General features: G+C 60.3%; 20 protein-coding genes. 14 read left to right on the top strand and 6 right to left on the bottom strand.

Going from position 1 to position 20,657, the window contains the following annotated elements:
• The first annotated feature begins 20 nt into the window (after positions 1–20).
• Both A9G06_RS09025 and rsmS read left to right on the top strand, forming a co-directional pair.
• Complete coding sequence (locus tag A9G06_RS09025; protein ID WP_005337580.1) at positions 21–488, top strand: acyl-CoA thioesterase; 468 nt, start codon at positions 21–23, stop codon at positions 486–488.
• A gap of 95 nt (positions 489–583) precedes the next feature.
• On the top strand, positions 584–739 hold the full coding sequence (rsmS, locus tag A9G06_RS09020; protein ID WP_021230652.1) for a pleiotropic regulatory protein RsmS: 156 nt from the start codon (positions 584–586) through the stop codon (positions 737–739).
• A gap of 57 nt (positions 740–796) precedes the next feature.
• On the opposite strand, the gene A9G06_RS09015 is transcribed toward rsmS, so the two are convergent.
• Positions 797–1,639 carry a LysR family transcriptional regulator gene (locus A9G06_RS09015; RefSeq protein ID WP_069555001.1) on the bottom strand — a complete coding sequence of 281 codons (843 nt, stop codon included), beginning with the start codon at positions 1,637–1,639 and terminating at the stop codon, positions 797–799.
• Between the two features lie 176 nt (positions 1,640–1,815).
• Here A9G06_RS09015 and A9G06_RS09010 point away from each other — a divergent pair, with 176 nt between their 5' ends.
• Positions 1,816–3,078, top strand: coding sequence for an MFS transporter (locus tag A9G06_RS09010; RefSeq protein ID WP_069555000.1), 1,263 nt, complete (start codon positions 1,816–1,818; stop codon positions 3,076–3,078).
• A gap of 65 nt (positions 3,079–3,143) precedes the next feature.
• Here the strand turns inward: A9G06_RS09010 and rluF are convergent, their stop codons facing one another.
• Positions 3,144–4,160, bottom strand: coding sequence for a 23S rRNA pseudouridine(2604) synthase RluF (gene rluF / locus A9G06_RS09005; protein ID WP_069554999.1), 1,017 nt, complete (start codon positions 4,158–4,160; stop codon positions 3,144–3,146).
• The gene (locus A9G06_RS22465) at positions 4,150–4,272 is read right to left on the bottom strand and encodes a hypothetical protein (protein WP_005359634.1); all 123 of its coding nucleotides are present in this window, start codon (positions 4,270–4,272) and stop codon (positions 4,150–4,152) included. Before A9G06_RS22465 ends, rluF begins: the two co-directional genes overlap by 11 nt.
• Before the next feature lie 345 nt (positions 4,273–4,617).
• Here A9G06_RS22465 and A9G06_RS09000 point away from each other — a divergent pair, with 345 nt between their 5' ends.
• Positions 4,618–6,198 carry a carboxylesterase gene (locus A9G06_RS09000; protein WP_069554998.1) on the top strand — a complete coding sequence of 527 codons (1,581 nt, stop codon included), beginning with the start codon at positions 4,618–4,620 and terminating at the stop codon, positions 6,196–6,198.
• 122 nt (positions 6,199–6,320) lie between these two features.
• Here A9G06_RS09000 and A9G06_RS08995 read toward each other — a convergent pair whose 3' ends face one another.
• On the bottom strand, positions 6,321–6,689 hold the full coding sequence (locus A9G06_RS08995) for a VOC family protein (RefSeq protein ID WP_005337594.1): 369 nt from the start codon (positions 6,687–6,689) through the stop codon (positions 6,321–6,323).
• Positions 6,690–6,852: 163 nt separating this feature from the next.
• A complete protein-coding gene (locus tag A9G06_RS08990) occupies positions 6,853–7,320 on the bottom strand; it encodes a hypothetical protein (RefSeq protein ID WP_069554997.1) in 468 nt (155 codons plus the stop codon).
• Between the two features lie 154 nt (positions 7,321–7,474).
• Here A9G06_RS08990 and A9G06_RS08985 point away from each other — a divergent pair, with 154 nt between their 5' ends.
• From A9G06_RS08985 to gloA, 9 genes are all read left to right on the top strand, one after another.
• Complete coding sequence (locus tag A9G06_RS08985; protein ID WP_069554996.1) at positions 7,475–10,618, top strand: DUF3427 domain-containing protein; 3,144 nt, start codon at positions 7,475–7,477, stop codon at positions 10,616–10,618.
• Positions 10,619–10,799: 181 nt separating this feature from the next.
• Positions 10,800–11,381 (top strand): electron transport complex subunit RsxA, encoded by a 582-nt coding sequence (gene rsxA, locus A9G06_RS08980; RefSeq protein WP_069554995.1) that lies wholly within the window; start codon positions 10,800–10,802, stop codon positions 11,379–11,381.
• Between the two features lie 2 nt (positions 11,382–11,383).
• A complete protein-coding gene (gene rsxB / locus A9G06_RS08975; RefSeq protein WP_069554994.1) occupies positions 11,384–11,962 on the top strand; it encodes an electron transport complex subunit RsxB in 579 nt (192 codons plus the stop codon).
• A gap of 2 nt (positions 11,963–11,964) precedes the next feature.
• Entirely contained in the window at positions 11,965–14,676 is a 2,712-nt protein-coding gene (gene rsxC / locus A9G06_RS08970) for an electron transport complex subunit RsxC (protein WP_069554993.1), read from the top strand.
• Positions 14,677–14,687: 11 nt separating this feature from the next.
• Positions 14,688–15,740 (top strand): electron transport complex subunit RsxD, encoded by a 1,053-nt coding sequence (rsxD, locus tag A9G06_RS08965; RefSeq protein WP_069554992.1) that lies wholly within the window; start codon positions 14,688–14,690, stop codon positions 15,738–15,740.
• Between the two features lie 153 nt (positions 15,741–15,893).
• Positions 15,894–16,526 carry an electron transport complex subunit RsxG gene (rsxG, locus tag A9G06_RS08960; RefSeq protein WP_005359614.1) on the top strand — a complete coding sequence of 211 codons (633 nt, stop codon included), beginning with the start codon at positions 15,894–15,896 and terminating at the stop codon, positions 16,524–16,526.
• A gap of 24 nt (positions 16,527–16,550) precedes the next feature.
• Positions 16,551–17,303 (top strand): electron transport complex subunit E, encoded by a 753-nt coding sequence (locus A9G06_RS08955; RefSeq protein WP_069555076.1) that lies wholly within the window; start codon positions 16,551–16,553, stop codon positions 17,301–17,303.
• A gap of 13 nt (positions 17,304–17,316) precedes the next feature.
• A complete protein-coding gene (gene nth / locus A9G06_RS08950; protein ID WP_069554991.1) occupies positions 17,317–17,958 on the top strand; it encodes an endonuclease III in 642 nt (213 codons plus the stop codon).
• A 56-nt stretch (positions 17,959–18,014) separates the two neighbouring features.
• Complete coding sequence (gene gloA / locus A9G06_RS08945) at positions 18,015–18,428, top strand: lactoylglutathione lyase (RefSeq protein ID WP_005347113.1); 414 nt, start codon at positions 18,015–18,017, stop codon at positions 18,426–18,428.
• An 85-nt stretch (positions 18,429–18,513) separates the two neighbouring features.
• On the opposite strand, the gene A9G06_RS08940 is transcribed toward gloA, so the two are convergent.
• A complete protein-coding gene (locus A9G06_RS08940; protein WP_005337611.1) occupies positions 18,514–19,389 on the bottom strand; it encodes an OmpA family protein in 876 nt (291 codons plus the stop codon).
• A gap of 266 nt (positions 19,390–19,655) precedes the next feature.
• On the opposite strand from A9G06_RS08940, the gene A9G06_RS08935 reads away from it, so the two are divergent.
• Positions 19,656–20,579 (top strand): autotransporter domain-containing protein, encoded by a 924-nt coding sequence (locus A9G06_RS08935; protein ID WP_069554990.1) that lies wholly within the window; start codon positions 19,656–19,658, stop codon positions 20,577–20,579.
• The last annotated feature ends 78 nt before the right edge of the window (positions 20,580–20,657 follow it).

Here is a 20,657-nt window from a genome sequence, read left to right as displayed (position 1 = left end):
CAGGCAATAAGGATGTAACTGTGCCAAATCGCGAACTGACCCTGCAATTTCTGGCCGAACCCTCCGACGTCAATTTCGGCGGCAAGGTACACGGCGGCATGGTGATGAAGTGGATCGATCAGGCGGGCTATGCCTGCGCCGCCGGCTGGTGCGGCGGCTATGCGGTGACCGTCTATGTGGGGGGGATCCGCTTTTTGCGCCCCATCCAGATTGGCCAGCTGGTGGAGGTTCACGCTCAGGTGATCCACACCGGCACCACCAGCATGCATCTGGCGGTGGATGTCTACAGCCGCCACCCCACCGAGACCGAGCGCCACAAGACCACCCACTGCATCATCATCTTTGTGGCGATGGATGAGCAGGGCAAGCCGACCCCGGTGCCCCAGTGGCAGCCGGTGAGCGAGAGCGATCTGCAGTTGCAGCAGTACGCCAAAAAGCTGATTGCCCTGCGCGAGGAGATCGACAAGGAGATGCGCCAGCACCTCTGACCTTCATGCCTCACAGCCCGATACAGCGGGGCGCTTTCGGCCAACGGCGGCGCCCCTGTATAATCCCCCCTCTACCCGCAACCGGATCCCTGCCCATGTCACTGGAAACTGCCCCACCCGAGGTGAAACTCGCGGTGGATTTGATTGAACTGCTGGAAACCAACCAGCTGGCCCCCGAGCTGGTACTGGCGGCGCTGGCCATCGTGAAACAAGATTACGAGCGCAAGCTGGCGGAGGGGAAGGATCTCTGATCGGCCCTCACACATTGTTGCGCTTTTTCAGACTTCAACTTTTCCCCATACCGCAAATTACTGCGGCCCCATCACCTCGTCACAAAGGGCGATCAGGGCCGAACTCAAGCGGGTGAGCGGCTCGCTCCCGCGTCCCCCGGCATGGAGCGCCAGCTCCACCGGCGCCACCCTGGGCCACTGGATCAGGGCCAGCTGATCGGCGGGCATCAGCCGTTTGGGCAGCAAGCTCACCCCGATCCCCGCGCTCACAGCCCCCTGCAAGCTGGCAAGGCTGGCGCTGACATAGGCAATACGCCAACGCCGACCGAGGCCATCGAGCGCATCGGTCATCTGCCGCCGATAGAGCCCTTCGCTCGGGAATACCACCAGCGGCAGGGGATCCCGTTCCCGTGCGGGCCAGTCGCGACTGTCGACCCACACCAGCGGCTCGCGCCAGCTGGCAAGGGGCGAACCCTGCCCGCGAGTCTGCTTGACCAGCGCCAGATCCAGCTCCCCCGCCTCGAAGCGCTGCCAGATCTCGTGGCTCAGGCCGCTTTGTACCTCCAGCCGCACCTCGGGGTAATCGCGGGCAAAGGCGGCCAGCACCGGGGTAATGGCGCCTGCGGCGAAATCCTCCGGCACCCCGAGGCTAAGCGCCACGCTCCCCTCGGTCACCTGCTCCTCGGCCTGTGCCAGCAGCGCCAGAATGCGGCGGGCCAGCCCCAGCAATTTTTCTCCCTCCGCCGTCGCCACCACCTGACGACCGGAGCGATCCAGCAGTGGACAGCCAAGCTGCTGCTCAAGGCGGCGGATCTGCTGGCTGATGGTGGATTGGGTCAGATGGACCCGTTCACCGGCGCGGGTGAAGCTACCGGTATCGATAATGGCGACAAAACTGCGCAGTAACAGGGGATCCAGCATGGGGCACTCCATTTACAAAACCACTGAACCCCATTCTATCATTTAATTTCCAAATGACTTTTGACCCCGTTAGGCTGGCGTTTTTGCCTCCTTTGACGGTGATCTGCCATGTTCAGCCCCGATGACTCCGCGTCCCGAATGCCCCCTGCCTCTCCCAGAACCGGAAACTGCACCCGATGAATCAACGAAATGCGGATCAACCCGCAGGCCAGACTGCCCTGCTGGTGCTGGTGATCCTGATTGGCCTTAATCTGCGCCCCTTTCTTACCGCCATCGGCCCGCTGAGCGGCGAGATTGGCCGCGCCCTGTCGCTCGGGATGGATACCCTGGCCTGGCTCACCCTGTTGCCGCTCTGGCTCATCGGGATTGGCGTGCTGCTCACTCCCAGCCTGCGTAGACGCGCCAGTGCGTGCCAACTATTGGGGGCGGCCCTGCTGCTGCTCGGCATTGGCAGCGCCATGCGCTTCGATGCCCAGAGCGGCGCCTTGCTGATCGCCAGCGCCACGCTCTGCGGCCTTGGGTCGGCACTGGTGCAGGGAGTTCTGCCCGCCCTTATCAAGCAGGCCTTCGCTCGCAAGGTGCCGCTGGTGATGGGGATCTTCTCCGCCTGCATGATGGGGGGCGGGGCATTGGGGGCCAGTCTCACCCCACGGCTGACAGTCAGCCTCGACTGGTCGCAGGCACTGGCGCTCTGGAGCCTGCCGCTGCTGCTGGCCCTCGTCTGGCTAGGGTGGAAAGTGCGTCTGCCAAGCACCGCGGAGGTAGCGATTCCCGACGGCGAACAGCGGCTGATCACCCTGCCCCGCAGCTGGTTGCTGATCGTCTGCTTTGGCATCATCAACAGTGGCTACGGCATCGTAGTGGCATGGCTGGCCCCCGCCTATATGGCGCAAGGGTGGAGCGCCGCACAGGCGGGCGAACTGGTCGCCTGGCTGGCACTGGTGCAGACCGCCAGCGGCCTCGGCCTGCCGCTGCTGGCGACGCGCAGACTGGATCGGCGGCCATGGATGGGGCTTGCCATCGCCATGCAACTGGCGGGATTCGGCGGCCTCTGGCTGGCGCCAGCCAGCGCCCCCATTCTCTGGTGCATGCTGTGCGGCGCCGGTCTGGGCGGCAGTTTTTCGCTCATCATGGTGATTGCGCTCGATCACCTGCCAGACCCGCGCCGCGCGGGCACCCTGAGTGCCCTGATGCAGGGATTCGGCTTTATGCTGGCGGCCACCGGCCCCTGGGTGGCGGCACGGCTCTATCACTATGTGGGCGACTTTGCGGCCGCCTGGCCGTGGCAACTGGGAGGATTGCTGCTGATGAGCCTGCTGGTAGTGCGCCTCGACCCGCGCCACTACCCTCGCGTCATGGGGTTACCGACCGCCAGCGAGCCGTCCCTTTCGGCGCCCCTCCCAACCAGCTCTGCTGCCCAAAACAACACACCGGCCTGAGGCCGGTGTGTTGGAGATAATAGTGTTGGGGATGACTGGCGGCTGACGCCACTCAGAGGGACAACTCAGCGCCCCTTCTTCTGCCGTCCGGCGTTAGCGGTGCGCGGCTTGCCAGCGGCCGGTTTGCCACCCTTGGGTGCCCCTTTGCCAGCACCGCCCTTGTTGGCGGCACCTTTGCCCGCGCCACCCTTGCCCACCGGCAGCTTCTTCTCGAAGGCTTCCGGGCCCGGCACATTGGGACGCCCGCCAATCTCGTGATCGTCATCGCGGCGCGGCTTCTTGCCCTGCCCCGGCTTGGCGCTTTGCGCCGCAGGGGCCTTGGCCGCCTTGGGCTTGTCGCCTTTGGCCGGTTTCACCTCGGAGGAGGAGTCCTCAATCAGCTTGAACAGATCGATCAGCTCGTCGTCGGTGAGATCGCGCCACTCGCCCACCGGCAGCCCCTTGAGGCTGACATTCATGATGCGGATGCGCTCCAGCTTGGTCACTTCAAAACCGAAGTGCTCGCACATGCGGCGGATCTGGCGATTCAGCCCCTGCACTAGCGTGATGCGAAAGACGAACGGTGCCTCTTTCTTCACCTTGCACTTCTTGGTCACAGTACCGAGGATCGGCACCCCGGCCGCCATGCCGCGCACAAACTCGTCGGTCACCGGCTTGTCGACGGTCACCAGATACTCTTTCTCGTGATCGTTGCCCGCCCGCAGGATCTTGTTGACCAGATCGCCGTGGTTGGTGAGGAAGATTAGCCCCTGCGAATCCTTGTCGAGCCGCCCGATGGGAAAGACCCGGGTGCTGTGGTTGACGAAATCGACGATGTTGTCCTTCTCGCCCGCCTCCGTGGTACTGACGATACCCACCGGCTTGTTGAGGGCGATCAGCACCAGACTGTCCGCCTCACGCGGTTCGATCACCTGACCGTTCACCTTGACCAGATCGCCAACCTGCACCTGATCGCCAATCCCGGCCCGCTTGCCGTTGATAAAGACGTGGCCCTGCTCGATAAAGCGGTCGGCCTCGCGGCGCGAGCAGATACCGCTCTCGCTGATGTATTTGTTCAGGCGCATGGATTCGTTAGCCAGCATGGATCACCTGCCACAGGTTCTGGGCCGCGCCCGGTTGTGCCATCGCCTGTTCCGGCTGAGCCGGGGAGGCTGTTTGCTGCATCAGCCAATTCACTACGTCAAAGTTCTGCATACCATTCCATCTTCAAAAAAGGCCAATGCCAGCTTATCCATCAAAAAACGCCGCTACAGTAGCATAATTGCCCCCTTTCAGGGGCAGATAGTTGCAAGGTCGCAGCGCCCAAGCGGGCATCCGCGAACAAGTTCACGCCACCAGATGGCCCGCGATGCAGCCTTCGAACGGCCAGCCTGATGCCAACGGCAGGATCAGGCGCCCACAGCCAGCGCAGACGAACGCCATCAACTATACATATCACCTTGTTTCCATTAGGCTTTAAGCCGGTTGGCAGAGCCCAATGTGCTGTGCCAAACTTGCCCGCCCAGAGGCGGCTCCACCTCTATTGCCAAGGATTGCACCATGCTGGCTCACACTCGTCGCCTTGTTCGCCGTGCTCTGCTGACCCTGTTGCTGCTGTTGCTGACCGCATGGGCGGTGATCGCCTACTTCGCCTGGCAGGCAGCGCCGCTGCAGCTGTGGCACACAGTGGTGCCCCCCGAACTCAGCGCCGATGAGCTCGACAGCAGCGACTGGCAAGCCTATCTGGCCCGCGAAGCAGAGCTGTTCGAACTGGTAGCCACCGAGGTAGTCGCCAAGACGCCGCCGGAGCAGCAACTGGCCAGCAATCGCTACTATCAGGACGCCCCCATCAATCCCACCCGCTTTCAGCAGAACTGGAACCGCTCCTACCTGCTGCGCCCCGAGGGGGAAGCCAAAGGGGTAGCGGTGCTGCTGCACGGCCTGACCGACTCCCCCTACAGCCTGCGCCATCTGGCCAGACGCTATCAGCAGCAGGGCTTTATCGCGCTGGGGCTGAGGATCCCCGGCCACGGCACTGTGCCCGCAGGCCTCGTGGATGTGGATTGGGAGACCTGGCTGGCCGCCACCCGATTGGCGGTGCGGGAGGCCAGATTGCTGGTGCCGGGCAAGCGGCCGCTGCATCTGGTGGGCTTTTCCAACGGCGGCGCGCTGGCGGTGAAATATGCGCTCGATGCGCTGGCCGACCCGAGCGGCACGCTGGCAAAACCGGATCGGCTGGTACTGATCTCCCCGATGATCGGGGTGACCCGCTTTGCCCGCTTCGCCGGGCTCAAGGCCGTGCCTGCCCTGCTGCCCGCCTTTGCCAACGCAGCCTGGCTCGACACCATGCCGGAGTTCAACCCGTTCAAGTACAACTCGTTTCCGGTCAACGGCGCGCGCCAGTCCTATCGCCTGACTCACGCCATCCAGCAGCAGGTGCGCCAGCTGGCCGCCAGTGGCGAGCTGGCGGCGTTTCCCCCCACCCTCACCTTCCAGTCGGTGATGGACTACACCGTCAGCACTCGCTCCATCATTGCCGATCTCTACCACTACCTGCCGGCCAACGGCAGCGAACTGGTGCTGTTTGATATCAACCGCAGCACCCTGTTTGGCCCGCTGATGAGCTCGGCCTCAGAGCTGGCGCTGCAACGCTTGCTGCCAAACGCACCCGGGCACTATCGCCTCACCGTGGTGGGCAATGTCGAGCCAACCGCCCCCGCAACCCAGGCCAGAACGCTGGCCAGCGCAGACCAGCCTGAGCAGGTCCGCCCGCTGGGCATCGACTATCCCAAGGAGATCTACTCCCTCTCCCATGTGGCGCTCCCCTTCCCGATGGACGACCCCCTTTATGGCATGGCGGCGCGCCCGGAGCAGCGGGAGCAATACGGCATCAATCTCGGCGGTCTGGCCCTGCGTGGCGAGCGCGGTGTGCTGATCGTCAACCCCGGCGCCCTCACCCGCACCTCTTCCAACCCCTTCTACCCCTATCTGCAGCAGCGGGTGATGGAGACCCTCACCGCCCCTCCTGTCGTCCGGCCTGCCGCCGTAACCCCAGCCAGCAGCAGTCAACCTGATGCGGCCTATCAGGCAGAAGTGGAGCAGTTTTTACAGGAGAGCGACGAGAGCAGCGCGCCTTTCTAGGGTGTTTCTGGAGTATCGGCAAAGAGCCACTGGCGCTGGGTCGATGGTGATACAAGAAAGGGGCCGTCAATTGACGGCCCCTTTCTATTGATGATGACGATGGGACTGATGACTTGGTGGGCTCAGGGATAGATGCTCACTTCTATCAGGTTCTGATCCGGGTCGAGGAAGTAGATGGATTCTATCGGCCCGCAGGCGCCACTTTTGGTCACCGGCCCCTCGACAATCTCCACCCCGTGGCAGGCAAGCTGGGCCATCACCTGCTCCAGCGGCCAGCGGGTGATAAGGCAGACATCCCCCGATCCCACCTGCGCCCGGTTGCGCGGCTCCTGCCCCAGCAGTTGCAGATTGATCTTCTGGTTGCCAAACCCTACCGCCCGGCGCCCCGCACCGAAGGTAATGGCCTCCATATTGAGCACCGAACTGTAAAACGCCACGGCCCGTTCGATATCACTGACCGTCAATACCAGATGGTCGATATGGCTGATCATGGTTACCTCCTGGTGGTGATCTGGCTGATGTGACCGACATATGCCCGCAAGCATCCGACTGTCGTCGCCACAGCGGGCAACCCCATCTTACCCGGCAAGAGAGAGCCCATGTGTGCCGTGACGCGCAAAGCGAGCGCAAATGAACTGGTCAAATAAATTCGCATTACTGCACCGCGGCGCACGCTCTGTCACGCTGGGCCAGCAGGGCTTCATCGTCACTGTCCATTGCTGCCAGAATCGCCTGATTGCAGGCGCGCTCCGCCAGCTTGGCCGGACTCTGTTTGGCATTCCCAATCTCGGCAATCATCGGCCTGTAGCTGACGGCGGCCGAACAATACATGGCGCGATATTTGGGCAGTTGCCAACTGCTGTCATCCTGCCGGGTCAAGTCATCACACAGCTTGTGAAACAGGGTGGACGCCTTGACCGTGCACTGGCTAAAACGCCGAACATCCTGCTGGTAGGAACGACAAACGCTCGGCTGCTGGATCTGCCACAGCTGAAAAGAGAACGGGACCGACTCCCCCTCATACTGCACCACCAGCGTCTTGGCCTCGGTGCCATAGATATCCGCAACCTGCTGCTGTACCAGATTGAGATAAGCCGAAAAAAGATAGGAAACCGGATCCATCACCACCTCCCTGTGGTTGTCACTGCCGGGCTCTATTACCGAAAACCGGGGCGATTTTCAAACGAGTAACAGGCGACAACAGCTTACTGATTTGGTTGGAAAAAATGATACTCTTCTCGCCACCCTCATGTACAACGTTCAAGGCTAAAGTGCGATGCAACAATGCGGTATTTATGAACAGCTCATTACTCAACTGCTGACATCTCGACTCGACCGCGAGCGCTTTTACGTAGGGGAACGCCAGCTTGAACCTGCCGAAGCGGCAGTTTGGTTATCCAGATTTCTGAGCCGGGTTTTGGAATATGCTGTGGGTTCGGTAACTGGAGAGGATCAGCTGCAACGGCAGATTGAGCTGGCTAACCAGTTATTGCTTTGGCTAAAGGATCGCACCCAAGACCCAGACTTCATTGGCGAGAACCTCATCGATAGTCAGGGAAAAATTCTGACAGCGCTCTACCAGTTGGATAACCCCATCTCCGCCAATTTAAAGCAATATGCCGAGGATATTTTCCCTCTGACCGGTCTAACGCAAAGTGAGCTGTTCTGCGGCAGCAATGCGGGTTTGTCGATGGAGTCGGAGATTAAACGGGAAATATTATCGGCAGATAGCATCTGCTGGCTGGTCTCATTTATCAAATGGGCAGGTATCCGGATTTTCCGTCATGAGCTGGAAGAGTTCACTCGCAGCGGCCGCCAATTAAAAGTAATTACTACCTCTTATATGGGGGCGACCGATGCCAAGGCAGTTGAATTTTTAGCCAGCCTCCCCAATACCGAAGTCAAGCTTAGCTATAACACCCAGCGCGAACGGTTGCATGCCAAGAGTTATCTCTTTTGCCGAAATACTGGCTTTCATACCGGCTATATAGGTTCATCCAACCTCTCTCATTCTGCCCTCACCAGTGGCTTGGAGTGGAACCTAAAAATCACCTCGCAAGAGATCCCTCATATTATCGAGAAATCCCTGAGTACCTTTGAAACCTATTGGGAGTCCGATGATTTTGAGCTGTTCGATGGCAAGCTCGAAAGCCGCACGAAATTAAAGCATGCGCTGCAAGAGGCCCGTGGGGATGGTGACAAAAATAGTCCTGCCTATTTCTTTGATATCACGCCGTTTCCCCATCAACAGGAGATCCTTGAGCAATTGGCGATGGAGCGCTCTTTACACCAGCGCTTTCGTAACTTGGTGGTTGCGGCCACCGGTACAGGGAAAACCCTGATCTCCGCCTTTGATTTTGCACGTTTTCTGAAAACCAAACCCGACGCCAAGTTTCTGTTTGTCGCCCACAAAGAAGAGATCTTGCGCCAAGCATTGGCCTCGTACCGCGGTGTGCTCAAGCAATCCAATTTTGGCGAACTCTTGGTCGGCGGCGCCGTGCCAACCCACTACCGTCAGCTATTTGCCTCGGTGCAATCCTTGAATAACCAGCTGGCTACGTTGCGCCTTAGCCCAGACTATTTCGATTACATCGTCATCGATGAGGTTCACCATATTGCGGCGGCCATTTATCGTGGTTTGCTCGCAGCCTTTGATCCTCACATTCTGTTGGGATTGACCGCAACGCCAGAGCGCCATGATGGCGGTGATATTCTTGCGGACTTTTGTGGTGTGATCGCAGCAGAAATCCGCTTGCCCGAGGCCATCAATCGTCGCCTTCTCTGCCCATTCCAATATTTTGGTATCGATGATGATACTGACTTGCGCCAAGTCGCTTGGAAAAATGGTCGTTATGACATCACTGAGCTCACCAATATCTATACCCACAATCAGCAGCGGGTACAGAAGATAGTCCAGAGCCTCGCTGAGATCGTCACCGATATTACCAAGATCAAAGCGCTGGCATTTTGTGTGAGCCGCGAACATGCCGATTTTATGTGCAAGGCATTTTTATTGAAGGGCATCAAGGCTGACATCCTCACCAGCGATAACCGAGACGAGCGCCATAGTAAACAACAGGATTTGCGTACCGGCGTTATCAATATTTTCTGCGTGGTGGACATCTTTAACGAAGGGGTCGATATCCCAGAAGTCGATACCTTGCTGTTTTTACGACCAACGGAAAGCCTCACCATCTTCTTGCAGCAATTAGGGCGGGGCCTGCGGCTGGCGAGCAATAAAGAGTGCTGCACCGTGTTGGACTTTGTTGGCAATGCCCATGCGGAGTATGACTTTGCTCAGAAATTTCGGGCACTGGTGGGTAAAACCAATAAGGCGATCAGCCACGAAATCAAACAGGGCTTCCCTCACGCGCCCTTGGGCTGCCGCATCGAGCTCTCAAAACAGACCCAAGAGTTAATTCTGAGCAATATCAAGAAGGCGACCCTCAATACCTCGCGACTCATGGGCCTGATCAGCCGTTTCTCGCAGGACTGTGATTTACCGCTGACGCTGGCGAACTTTTTGAAGTTCTACCCTCACATTAGCCTTGAGGAGATCTACAAGCGCGGCAATTGGAGCGCCTTGGTCAAACAGGCCCACAACCATACCATTTCTGAAATGAGCGATGAGAAGCTGTCGACCCTCTACACCCGTGCCATCAAAACCCGGCTATTGGGCTGCGATGCGCTCCATTACTTGAACTTCTTACAAACCTTGGTGGCAGACGCATTTACCTTAACGGCCGAGCACGATGCACGCATGGCCTTGATGTGCCATTACGACTTCTGGCAACAGAGCGGCCCCACTGCTGGCTTTAGCTCCTTGGCGCACAGCCTGAAACAACTCAATCAACCTGAATTAAGGGCCGAGCTGGCAGATCTGTTGCCCATGCTGATCAACCGGGTGCAACACGAACAAAGCGCCATGCCAAACCTTCCCGGTAATCCACTGCAACTGCATGCACGTTATGCCAGAGAGCAGGTGCTGGTTGGCTTTGGCGCGACCACCTTCGCGCAGCAACCCACGGCTCGCGAAGGGGTCTATGTCATCGCAGAGCAAAATATCGAGTTGCTGTTCGTGACCTTGAACAAAACGGAACAGCACTTCTCCCCCACTACCCGTTATCACGACTACGCCATCAACGAGTCGCTGTTTCATTGGCAGAGCCAAAACAGCGCTCGCCCAGAACGGGGTAAGGGGCTGAGTTACATCAACCACAGAGCAGAAGGTAAGCGCTTGTTTCTGTTCGTCCGCGAGCAGAGCAAAGATGAATTTGGCCGTACCCTTGGCTTTGTGAACTTTGGTGAGGTGGAGTACGTATCCCACACTGGCAGCCAACCGATGAACATTAAATGGCATCTCACTACTCCGATGCCGCCATTTATGTGGAAAGAGGCCGCCAAACTGGCTGTTGGTTAGTAAGGCTTCTCACCCGGTGGGGATATGGCGCAAAACCCACCGGATTCTGGCCCAAAACCCCGGCTAAATTATCCAGTTGCATAATAACCATGCGGCCTTGCGGTTGTTTAACTGGCCCTAACGTCAGATAATACCGCCCGCCTTCAAACCCCGATAACCCGACTTTCAGTGACGGTAATTGATGACTGAGTACCTGCTTTTATTGATCGGCACAGTGCTGGTTAACAACTTCGTGCTGGTGAAATTCCTCGGCCTCTGCCCCTTTATGGGGGTCTCCGGCAAGCTGGAAACCGCCATCGGCATGGGGCTGGCGACCACCTTCGTGATGACCCTCGCCAGTGCCAGCTCCTATCTGGTGGAACACTACATTCTGGTGCCGCTGGATATCGCCTATCTGCGTACCCTCGCCTTTATTCTGGTGATCGCCGTGGTGGTGCAGTTTACCGAGATGGTGGTGCGCAAGAGCAGCCCGACCCTCTATCGCCTGCTGGGGATCTTCCTGCCCCTCATCACCACCAACTGCGCGGTGCTCGGGGTTGCGCTGCTCAGCATCAATGAGCGACACGACTTTATCCAGAGCGTGATCTATGGCTTTGGCGCCGCTACCGGCTTCTCGCTGGTGCTGATCCTGTTTGCCGCCATGCGCGAGCGTCTGGTCGCCGCCGATGTGCCCGCGCCGTTTCGCGGGGTCTCCATTGCCATGATCACCGCCGGTTTGATGTCTCTGGCCTTTATGGGCTTTACCGGCCTTATCAAGATATAACCATGATCCATATTCTCTTTGCCATTCTGGTGCTGACCCTGCTGGCGCTGGCGTTCGGGATTATCCTGGGCTTTGCCGCCGTCAAGTTTCATGTGGAAGCAGACCCCATCGTCGACCAGCTCGATGCCCTGCTGCCCCAGACCCAGTGTGGCCAGTGCGGCTATCCCGGCTGCAAACCCTACGCCGAGGCGGTTGCGGGCGGCGATCAGATCAACAAGTGCGTACCCGGTGGCGAGGCCACCATGCGCAAGATTGCCGACCTGATGGGGGTCGAACCCCAGCCGCTGGGCGGCAATGACGAGGCCGCAGTGCCGGTCAAAAAGGTCGCCTTTATCCACGAAGATCAGTGCATCGGCTGCACCAAGTGCATTCAGGCCTGTCCGGTGGACGCCATCGTCGGCGCCACCAAGGCGATGCATACCGTGATTGCCAGCGAGTGCACCGGTTGCGATCTCTGTGTCGATCCCTGCCCGACCGACTGCATCGAGATGATCCCGGTGCCCACCACGGTCGATAACTGGAAGTGGGATCTCAATAACGTGCAGGTTCCGGGCAAGATTCCGGTCAGGTTGGTGGAGTAACCATGCAGTCTTTACTTGAACGCATCAAAGCCGGGAATATCTGGGACTTTCACGGTGGTATTCACCCCGCCGACAACAAACTGCAATCGAGTCAGACGCCGGTCGAGCAGGCCGGTCTGCCGCCGCGCCTGATCATTCCGGTGCGCCAGCACGCAGGCACCGCCGGCGACCTGCTGGTGCAGGTGGGTGACAAGGTCAAGAAGGGTCAACCGCTGACCCGTTATGCCAGAGGGCGGGTGGTGCCGGTGCACGCCTCCACCTCGGGCACCATCACCGAGATTGCCAACCACACGGTCGCTCACCCTTCGGGGCTTGACGATCTCTGCGTCATCCTCACCCCCGATGGCGAAGATGAGTGGGGCGAGCTCGACGGCAAGCCCGATTACTGGAATCTGGAGCGGGGCGAACTGCTCGAGCGCATCCAGCAGGCGGGCATTGCCGGTCTTGGCGGCGCCGTGTTCCCCACTCACAGCAAGCTCGACGGCCGTGGCCAGCTCACCGAGATCCTGATCGTCAACGGGCTGGAGTGCGAACCCTATATCACCACCGACGATCGGCTGATGCAGCAGTATGCCGACGAGATCATGGATGGCATTCGGGTGCTCAAGCACCTGCTCAAACCGAAACTCACCCTGATCGGGGTGGAAGACAACAAGCCCGAGGCGATCACCGAGCTGACCCGTCACGCCACCGACGAAGATGTGCTGGTCAAGACGGTGCCGACCAAGTACCCCTCGGGCGGTGCCAAGCAGACCATCGAGCTGCTGACCGGCCGTCAGGTTCCCAAGGGGGGCCGCGCGGTCGATATCGGCATCATGGTGCTCAACGTAGCCACCGTGTTTGCCATCAAGCGCGCCATCATCGACGGCGAGCCGCTGATCGAGCGGATCGTTACCCTCACCGGTGACAGCTTCAAGAAGCCCGGCAATGCCTGGGTGCGCCTCGGTACGCCGGTGCGCTGGCTACTGCAGCGTTTCGAGCTGCAACCGGAAGCGGATCAGCGGGTGATCATGGGGGGCCCCATGATGGGCTTTACCCTGCCCCACGCCATGGTGCCTGTGGTCAAGGCGACCAACTGTCTGCTCGCGCCGACGCAAGCCGAACTGCCCGCTCCCGGCCCGGAGCAGGCCTGCATCCGTTGCAGCGCCTGTGCCGATGCCTGCCCGGCCAGCCTGCTGCCACAAGAGCTCTACTGGTACAGCAAGGCCAAAGAGTATGACAAGGCCGAGAAGCTCAACCTGATGGACTGCATCGAGTGCGGTGCCTGCGCCTGGGTCTGCCCGAGCGAGATCCCGCTGGTGCAGTACTACAAGATCGCCAAGGATGACATTCGCGAAGCCCGCGCCGAGGCCGAAAAAGCCGAGCGCGCCAAGCAGCGTTTCGAAGCCAAGCAGGCCCGTTTCGAGCGGGAGAAAGCGGCCCGCGAAGCGCGCCACGCCGAAGCCGCCGCCCAGCGCCGGCAGGCGATGACTGCCGCAGGTGGAGAAGACCCGGTGGCAGCGGCTCTCGCCCGTATCAAGGCCAAGCAGGATGCGCCCATCACCGCCATTGCAGCCACCGGCGAAGGCGTGCCCGACAACAGCGCCGTGATTGCCGCCCGCGAAGCGCGCAAACGGGAAGCGGAAGCGCGCCGCGCTGCCAAGCTGGCGGAGAGCGCAAACAGCGAAACAGCCGCTGCGCCGCAATCCGCCGAGGCGGTTGACCCCGCTAGCGATCCCAAGAAAGCAGCCATCGCCGCGGCTCTTGCTCGTGCCAAGGCCAAGAAAGCGGCTCAGGCTGGCGAGAGCGCCGAGCCTGCTACAGCCGAAACCGCTGTTGCGCCTGCGGTAGATGTTGATCAGCAAAAGGCAGAGGCCGATCCGAAAAAAGCGGCGATTGCCGCCGCCATCGCCCGTGCCAAGGCCAAAAAGGCCGAGGCGAATGGTGAACCGGTAAGCGCTGCCAACGGCACGACAGCCGAGGTCAACACGCAAAATGATCCCCCTGTCGATCCCAAGAAAGCGGCAATTGCTGCCGCTATCGCGCGGGCCAAGGCTAAGAAGCTGGCCCAGCAGAGTGACAGCGCTGAGGGCTCTCTGACTGCAACCGCCGGCACCAGCGAAACGGCTGCAACCCAAAGCGATGCGCCATCTGCGGCCAGCAAAGCGGTTGATCCCAAGAAAGCTGCCATCGCCGCTGCCATTGCCCGTGCCAAGGCCAAAAAGCTGGCGCAGCAAGGTGAAAGCACCGGAGCGGTGAACGTAGAGAGCGAGCCAGCGGCAAGTGCGGAGACCCGCGACGTGGCGGTAGCCAAGGGCGAAGTAACCACCAGCCAAAGCGATACGGCTGCAAGTGAAGCGGTCGATCCCAAGAAAGCCGCTATCGCCGCAGCCATCGCCCGTGCCAAGGCCAAAAAGCTGGCCCAGCAGAGCGCAAGTACCAGTGCTGAGGTAGAAAGTGCCGGTACTCAGGTAGAGAGTGCCGGAGCTGAGGGTGAGCGCGCACCGGCTGAGCCGATGCAAACCGATGCAGCCAGCAGTGAGCAACCACTTGCCGTCACTGCCGCGCCTGAAGCGAGCGCCCCTGCGGCTGACGCCCCGGTTGATCCGAAAAAAGCGGCCATTGCAGCCGCCGTGGCCCGCGCCAAGGCGAAGAAGCTGGCGGCAGAGGCGGCCAGAGCCGCCGGGACCGCCGCTGAAGATGCCCCGTCAGCCGACCGAACAACCACAAGGTAATCGACAGACTCATGTTCAATATTGCGACTGCGCCGTTTGCCCATAACCGCAAACAGACCCGAACCCTGATGCTGCTGGTGATCCTGGCCTGCGTGCCGGGCTTGCTGGCCCAGACCTGGTTCTTCGGCTGGGGCTCCTTTATCCAGATCCTGATTGCGCTGGTAATCGCGCTGGTGAGTGAGGCGCTGGTGCTCAAGCTGCGGGGCCGCCCCGTCAAACCGGCCCTGATGGATGGCAGCGCCGCCCTCACCGCCGTGCTGATCGGTCTCTCCCTGCCACCGCTGCTGCCGTGGTGGATGATGGTAGTGGGCACTGCCTTCGCCATCATCATCGCCAAGCAGCTCTACGGCGGGCTGGGTCAGAACCTGTTCAACCCGGCCATGGTGGCCTATGTGCTGCTGCTGGTCTCCTTCCCGGTGCAGATGACCAGCTGGCTGCCGCCAGAGAGCGTGCGCGCCTACAGCCTCGGCTTTGGTGATGCGGCGTCGGTGATCTTCACCGGCTTTAGTCTCGACGGCTACAGCATGGCCCAGCTCAAGCAGGGGGTGGATGGCCTCACCATGGCGACCCCCCTCGATACCCTTAAAACCGGCCTGACTCAGGGGCTCACCACCGGCGAGATCCTGAGCGGCCCGCTGTTCGAGGATTGGGGCGGCATCGGCTGGAGCTGGGTCAACCTCGGCTATCTGCTGGGCGGCCTGTTCCTGCTGCAGCAGAAGGTGATCAACTGGCGCATTCCGACCGCGATTCTCGGTGCCCTGCTGCTGGCCTCCACCATCGGCTATCTGGTGAGCCCGGATGCGACTGCCACGCCCATGTTCCATCTCTTTAGCGGCGCGACTATGCTGGGAGCCTTCTTTATCGCCACCGATCCGGTCAGCGCCTGCACCACGCCGCGCGGCCGACTGGTCTATGGCGTGCTGATCGGCGTGCTGGTCTACATCATTCGCCGCTTTGGCGGCTATCCCGATGCGTTCGCCTTTGCCGTGCTGCTGGCCAACCTTTGCGTGCCGTTTATCGACAGCCTGACTCGTCCGAAGGTATACGGAGCCCGTCGCCAATGACCAAGACGATAACGCCGAAACGTATCGAGTGCTGCTGGCCAACCTCTGCGTTGCCCATTTTTATCGACACGCTGACTCGCCCGAAAGTGTATGGAGCCCGTCGCCAATGATGTTTCTGCCCTTTTTCCCCATCACAGCTGACGGAGCCCGGACATGTTAAAGAGCATGCGCAAGAACGGCCTTATTCTGGCGATGTTCGCGCTGGGCTGTACCGCGCTGGTGGTACTGACCAACGAGCTGACCAAGGATAAAATCGCCCACCAGCAGCAGCTGGAGAAGCAGCAGACCCTCTCGGTATTGCTGCCGGAGGGGAGCTATGACAACGATCTGGTGGCCAGCTGCAAGCAGGTGACCAGCAGGAAGTATCTGGGCAGCGATCAGCCGCAGGCCCTCTATACCGCCAGCAAGAATGGCGTGGTGACCGGCTATGCATTGGAGGCGATTGCGCCGGATGGCTACAGCGGGGCGATCCGCATCGTGGCGGGTTTTGATGCCAAGGGCACCATCACTGCCGTGCGCGTGCTCGCTCACAACGAGACCCCGGGCCTTGGTGACAAGATCGAGCTGAAGAAATCGGACTGGATCAACAGCTTTGCCGGAAAATTCCTGACCCATGACAACGAGCCCCAGTGGGCGGTGAAGAAGGATGGCGGCGAGTTCGATGCCTTTACCGGCGCCACCATCACCCCGCGAGCCGTGGTCAAGGCGGTGAAGAACCTGCTGAAACTGCAGCAGGAGCAACCCGAACTGCTCAGCAACGCCCCGGCTTGTCCGGCGGCGAACTAACGGAGTCGAGCCATCATGAACCAGATGGAACAGATTGAAACGAGCGCTGCCCCGATCGCCGAGCTGGAAAGCCGCAAGGGCGAGCTCAAGGAGCTGATGAGTCAGGGGCTGTGGAAGAACAACCCCTCGCTGGTGCAGGTGCTGGGGCTCTGCCCGACCCTCGCCGTCTCCTCCACCTTTACCAATGCGCTGGGGCTCGGCCTTGCCACCATGGCGGTGCTGGTCTGCTCAAACCTCGCCGTCTCGCTGGTGCGCAACTGGGTGCCGAAGGATATTCGCATTCCGGTCTATGTGATGATCATCGCCTCGCTGGTGACCAGCGTGCAGCTGCTGATGAACGCCTACACCTATGGCCTCTATCAGGCGCTCGGCATCTTTATCGCCCTGATCGTCACCAACTGCGTCATCATCGGCCGTGCCGAGGCCTATGCCTCCAAGAACCCGCCGCTGCTGGCGGCCCTCGACGGCCTGATGATGGGCCTTGGTTTTACCCTGGTGCTGCTGGTACTGGGCGGCATGCGCGAGATCATCGGCATGGGCACCCTGTTTGATGGCGCCGAGCTGCTGCTGGGCGAGTGGGCCAAGTCCCTGCGCATCGAGCTGTTCCACGCCGATGCCAGTCTGCTGCTGGCGATTTTGCCGCCGGGCGGTTTTATCGGGCTGGGACTGCTGATCGCCGCCAAGAACGCCATCAACGACTGGCGGGACCGCAAACAGGCCGCTACCGTAGCCCACTGCAACGTTGCCCCGGCCCGCGTCCGGGCGACCGAGCTATGATCGGACGCAAGGCATGAACAACCAGAAACGCAGAGAGATCCTCGAGCGGCTGCGGGAAAACAACCCCCACCCCACCACAGAGCTCAACTTCAACTCGCCGTTCGAGCTGCTGATCGCCGTGCTGCTCTCGGCGCAGGCGACCGATGTCAGCGTCAACAAGGCGACCGACAAGCTCTATCCGGTGGCCAACACCCCGCAAGGGATGCTGGAGCTCGGGGTGGACGGGCTCAAGGAGTACATCAAGACCATTGGCCTCTTCAACACCAAGGCCGAGAACGTCATCAAGACCTGCGCCATCCTGCTGGAGCGCCACGGTGGCGAGGTGCCGGAGAACCGCGAGGCGCTGGAGGCCCTGCCCGGCGTCGGCCGCAAGACCGCCAACGTGGTGCTCAACACCGCCTTTGGCTGGCCCACCATCGCCGTCGATACCCATATCTTCCGGGTATCGAACCGCACCGGCTTTGCGGTAGGCAAGAACGTGGATCAGGTGGAGGAGAAGCTGCTCAAGGTAGTGCCCGCCGAGTTCAAGCTGGATGTCCACCACTGGCTGATCCTGCACGGGCGTTACACCTGTCTGGCTCGCAAGCCCCGTTGTGGTTCCTGTATCATCGAGGACTTGTGCGAATACAAAGAGAAGGTCTATCCCGACAGCTGATGGCCTCGCAACCGAGATTGAAAGCAGTACACATCACCAACCCGGAGAACTGAGCAATGAGAATTCTGCATACCATGCTGCGTGTCGGCGATCTGCAACGCTCCATCGACTTCTACACCCGCGTCCTCGGCATGAAGCTGCTGCGCAAGAGCGAGAATAGCGAGTACAAGTACACCCTGGCCTTCGTCGGTTACGGTGACGAGAAGGATGAAGCAGTGATCGAGCTGACCTACAACTGGGGGGTGAGCGAGTACGAGCTGGGCTCTGCCTACGGCCACATCGCGCTGGAAGCGGACGACATCTATGCCACCTGCGACGCCCTGCGTGCCGCCGGTGCCAAGATCACCCGCGAGCCGGGCCCGGTTAAAGGCGGCACCACCGTGATCGCCTTCGTCGAAGATCCGGACGGTTACAAGATTGAACTGATCGCCAAGAAAGATGCCGGTACTGGCCTGGGTGACAGCTTCTAAGCTGCCCTAATCCCACTGCCTAATGGCAGGATCAAAAAAGAGCGCAGATGCGCTCTTTTTTATGCTTCTCTGACCGGGGACGGCGCTAGATCTCGCCATTGCGCCCCATGCTGATCACCACCCGCCGGTTCTTGGCACGACCCTGTTCGGTTTCGTTGGAGGCGACGTGCTGCTTCTCGCCATGCCCCTCCACCGAGATCTTGCCAGGATCGATCCCCAGATCGACAAACACCTTCTTGATGGCATCGGCCCGCTTCTCGGAGAGTTTCAGGTTCGGCCAGCGGCCGCCGTAGCTGTCGCTGTAAGCATCGATCACCACCACGTCGATACTCTTGTCCGCCTTGATAAACTCGCTGATCATCGCCAGCCGCCGCTTGGAGGGGATGGAGAGCTGATCGCTGTTCTTGTCGTAGGTGAGCACGCTAAAGGCGATGTCGTTGAAGCTGTAGGGCAACAGCCCGCTCAGACAGTCGATAAAGGCCTGATATTTCACCCGAAAGTTGACCGACGAGAGAGACACCCGCACCGCACGGTTCTGGCGATACCAGTCCCGATACTGGAAAGTGGGCATTCGCCCCCCCTCCAGCTCGTCGAGCATGGTCCAGGCGGTTTGCCCCTCTACCAGTCCATCGAACTGCTGATAGAAGCGCAGTTGACTCACTTCTCGCCCGGCTATCCCCGGGCGCCATACCGGCGGCATGATGCCAAGGCTCACCGTCTGGGTCTGGGCCTGTGGCCGCTTGCCCTTGAGCTCGAAGTCGAGGTTGATCTTGCGCCCGGCGCGGCTGACAAAGGCCCCCGTTCCCCAGTTGGGAATAGGGTGCTCGAGGCGACACTCAATCTGGGTATCGGAGGTCAAACGCCAGACGGATTGATCCAGACCGGCACCAAATTCGGTGACCCCAGCCTGTAACTGCATACTCACGGATATGCTGACCAACCCCAACACCCAAGCGTTCAATTGCTTGTCCTCCACACGATCTCACAAGAGATATCGGCGGCAAGAGGCCAAGCTTTAGCGACAAACTGCAAAGGCGTGCCGTTGGTGTGGCAAAGGCTTGCCCCTCAGCGGCAACCGACCGCAAGCGGCGCTCACTCTCCCCCTCTTTGCTCCGTGCCAACCGGCGGGAAGCTCGCTACAGTAAAGCCAGGGCAATCAGACGCCGCTTATCGGGAACCAAACTCATGCACCGCTCTTGCTTCTCTTTATTGCAGATGTTGTTGCCAATGCTGCTGGCGCTATCCGGCTGCGCCGTCAAGGCCGCAACACAGGATCAGGAGTGGGCACAGGAGCGCGCCAATGCGGTGCTCTCGCTGATGACCTTCACCGTGGTGCCCGACATCACCGCCAGCAACCTCGATATCGGCAGCGGCACCAATCAATCTGCCGCCCTCAACATGACCCAGATCGGCGGCGGCGCCACCATGAGTGAAGCCGTGCCCATCTATCTGGAAGGGGCTATCGGCTTTAGCCGCTACGATCCCCAGTTTGTGGTGAGCAACGGCACCGAGAGCCGCACCCTCCCGACCAAATGGAACAGCCTGACCGCCTCTGGCGGAGTCGGCTGGGATATCGCCCTCCATAAAAACCCGCGCGGTGGCCACTGGGTGTTGCGCCCCATCGTCAACGTCTCGCTCGGTACCATGGCCAGCGATCTGCGGATCGGCAACTGGCTGCTGGAGCGCACCAAGGGCTACTCGCTGGATTTTCTCGATGGTGGACAGCTCAATATGTACGGACTGGGAGGCTCGCTGATGCTCGACTACGAGCTCTTTTCAAAGACGCAGGATATCGATGTCGAAGTGCGCTACTCCTACCAGCACCTGCAGAGCTTTGGCGGTACCTCAACCAGCGTCCGTGGTCACGCCGAGGCGGAGAACCTCGGTCTCTATCTGCGCCGCCGGGCCCCGGTATTTGACTGGACCCTGCTCGACAGACCGGTGCGCTATGTACTGGAGGGGGCCCATACTGCATATCTGGGGGAACAGCGGGGGTTGCTTGGCTTTGACTCCCTCAACTCTATCGGCGCCGGTCTGGAGCTGGACAGCAGCAAATACGACATCATAGTCACCCGTACCCGGCTGGTTGCCCGCTATATGTTCAGCCACAATACCAGCGGTTATTCCATCGGGTTGGCCATGAGTTTCTAAGTCGTTATTTTGTGCCTGGCAATCGATGGCAATCAGGTCGAACCAAGCCACAGCGCCGTATCCTGTACGATTGATAAT

Origin of the sequence: Aeromonas sp. DNP9 (assembly GCF_001728955.1) — a bacterium.
Taxonomy (GTDB): domain Bacteria; phylum Pseudomonadota; class Gammaproteobacteria; order Enterobacterales; family Aeromonadaceae; genus Aeromonas; species Aeromonas veronii.
The sequence above is the reverse complement of the archived record's forward strand: the minus strand, read 5'-3'. Positions and strand labels throughout refer to the sequence as shown.

Excerpts from the sequence above, each read along its gene's own strand:
- gloA (WP_005347113.1), top strand. The coding sequence starts at position 18,015 with ATGAGAATTCTGCATACCATGCTGCGTGTCGGCGATCTGCAACGCTCC.
- rsxG (WP_005359614.1), top strand. The coding sequence starts at position 15,894 with ATGTTAAAGAGCATGCGCAAGAACGGCCTTATTCTGGCGATGTTCGCG.
- rsxC (WP_069554993.1), top strand. The coding sequence starts at position 11,965 with ATGCAGTCTTTACTTGAACGCATCAAAGCCGGGAATATCTGGGACTTT.
- A9G06_RS09000 (WP_069554998.1), top strand. The coding sequence starts at position 4,618 with ATGCTGGCTCACACTCGTCGCCTTGTTCGCCGTGCTCTGCTGACCCTG.
- rluF (WP_069554999.1), bottom strand. The coding sequence starts at position 4,160 with ATGCTGGCTAACGAATCCATGCGCCTGAACAAATACATCAGCGAGAGC.
- rsxA (WP_069554995.1), top strand. The coding sequence starts at position 10,800 with ATGACTGAGTACCTGCTTTTATTGATCGGCACAGTGCTGGTTAACAAC.
- A9G06_RS08935 (WP_069554990.1), top strand. The coding sequence starts at position 19,656 with ATGCTGCTGGCGCTATCCGGCTGCGCCGTCAAGGCCGCAACACAGGAT.
- rsxB (WP_069554994.1), top strand. The coding sequence starts at position 11,384 with ATGATCCATATTCTCTTTGCCATTCTGGTGCTGACCCTGCTGGCGCTG.
- rsmS (WP_021230652.1), top strand. The coding sequence starts at position 584 with ATGTCACTGGAAACTGCCCCACCCGAGGTGAAACTCGCGGTGGATTTG.
- A9G06_RS08990 (WP_069554997.1), bottom strand. The coding sequence starts at position 7,320 with ATGGATCCGGTTTCCTATCTTTTTTCGGCTTATCTCAATCTGGTACAG.
- A9G06_RS09010 (WP_069555000.1), top strand. The coding sequence starts at position 1,816 with ATGAATCAACGAAATGCGGATCAACCCGCAGGCCAGACTGCCCTGCTG.
- nth (WP_069554991.1), top strand. The coding sequence starts at position 17,317 with ATGAACAACCAGAAACGCAGAGAGATCCTCGAGCGGCTGCGGGAAAAC.
- A9G06_RS08985 (WP_069554996.1), top strand. The coding sequence starts at position 7,475 with ATGCAACAATGCGGTATTTATGAACAGCTCATTACTCAACTGCTGACA.
- A9G06_RS22465 (WP_005359634.1), bottom strand. The coding sequence starts at position 4,272 with ATGCAGAACTTTGACGTAGTGAATTGGCTGATGCAGCAAACAGCCTCC.
- A9G06_RS09015 (WP_069555001.1), bottom strand. The coding sequence starts at position 1,639 with ATGCTGGATCCCCTGTTACTGCGCAGTTTTGTCGCCATTATCGATACC.
- A9G06_RS08995 (WP_005337594.1), bottom strand. The coding sequence starts at position 6,689 with ATGATCAGCCATATCGACCATCTGGTATTGACGGTCAGTGATATCGAA.
- A9G06_RS08955 (WP_069555076.1), top strand. The coding sequence starts at position 16,551 with ATGGAACAGATTGAAACGAGCGCTGCCCCGATCGCCGAGCTGGAAAGC.
- rsxD (WP_069554992.1), top strand. The coding sequence starts at position 14,688 with ATGTTCAATATTGCGACTGCGCCGTTTGCCCATAACCGCAAACAGACC.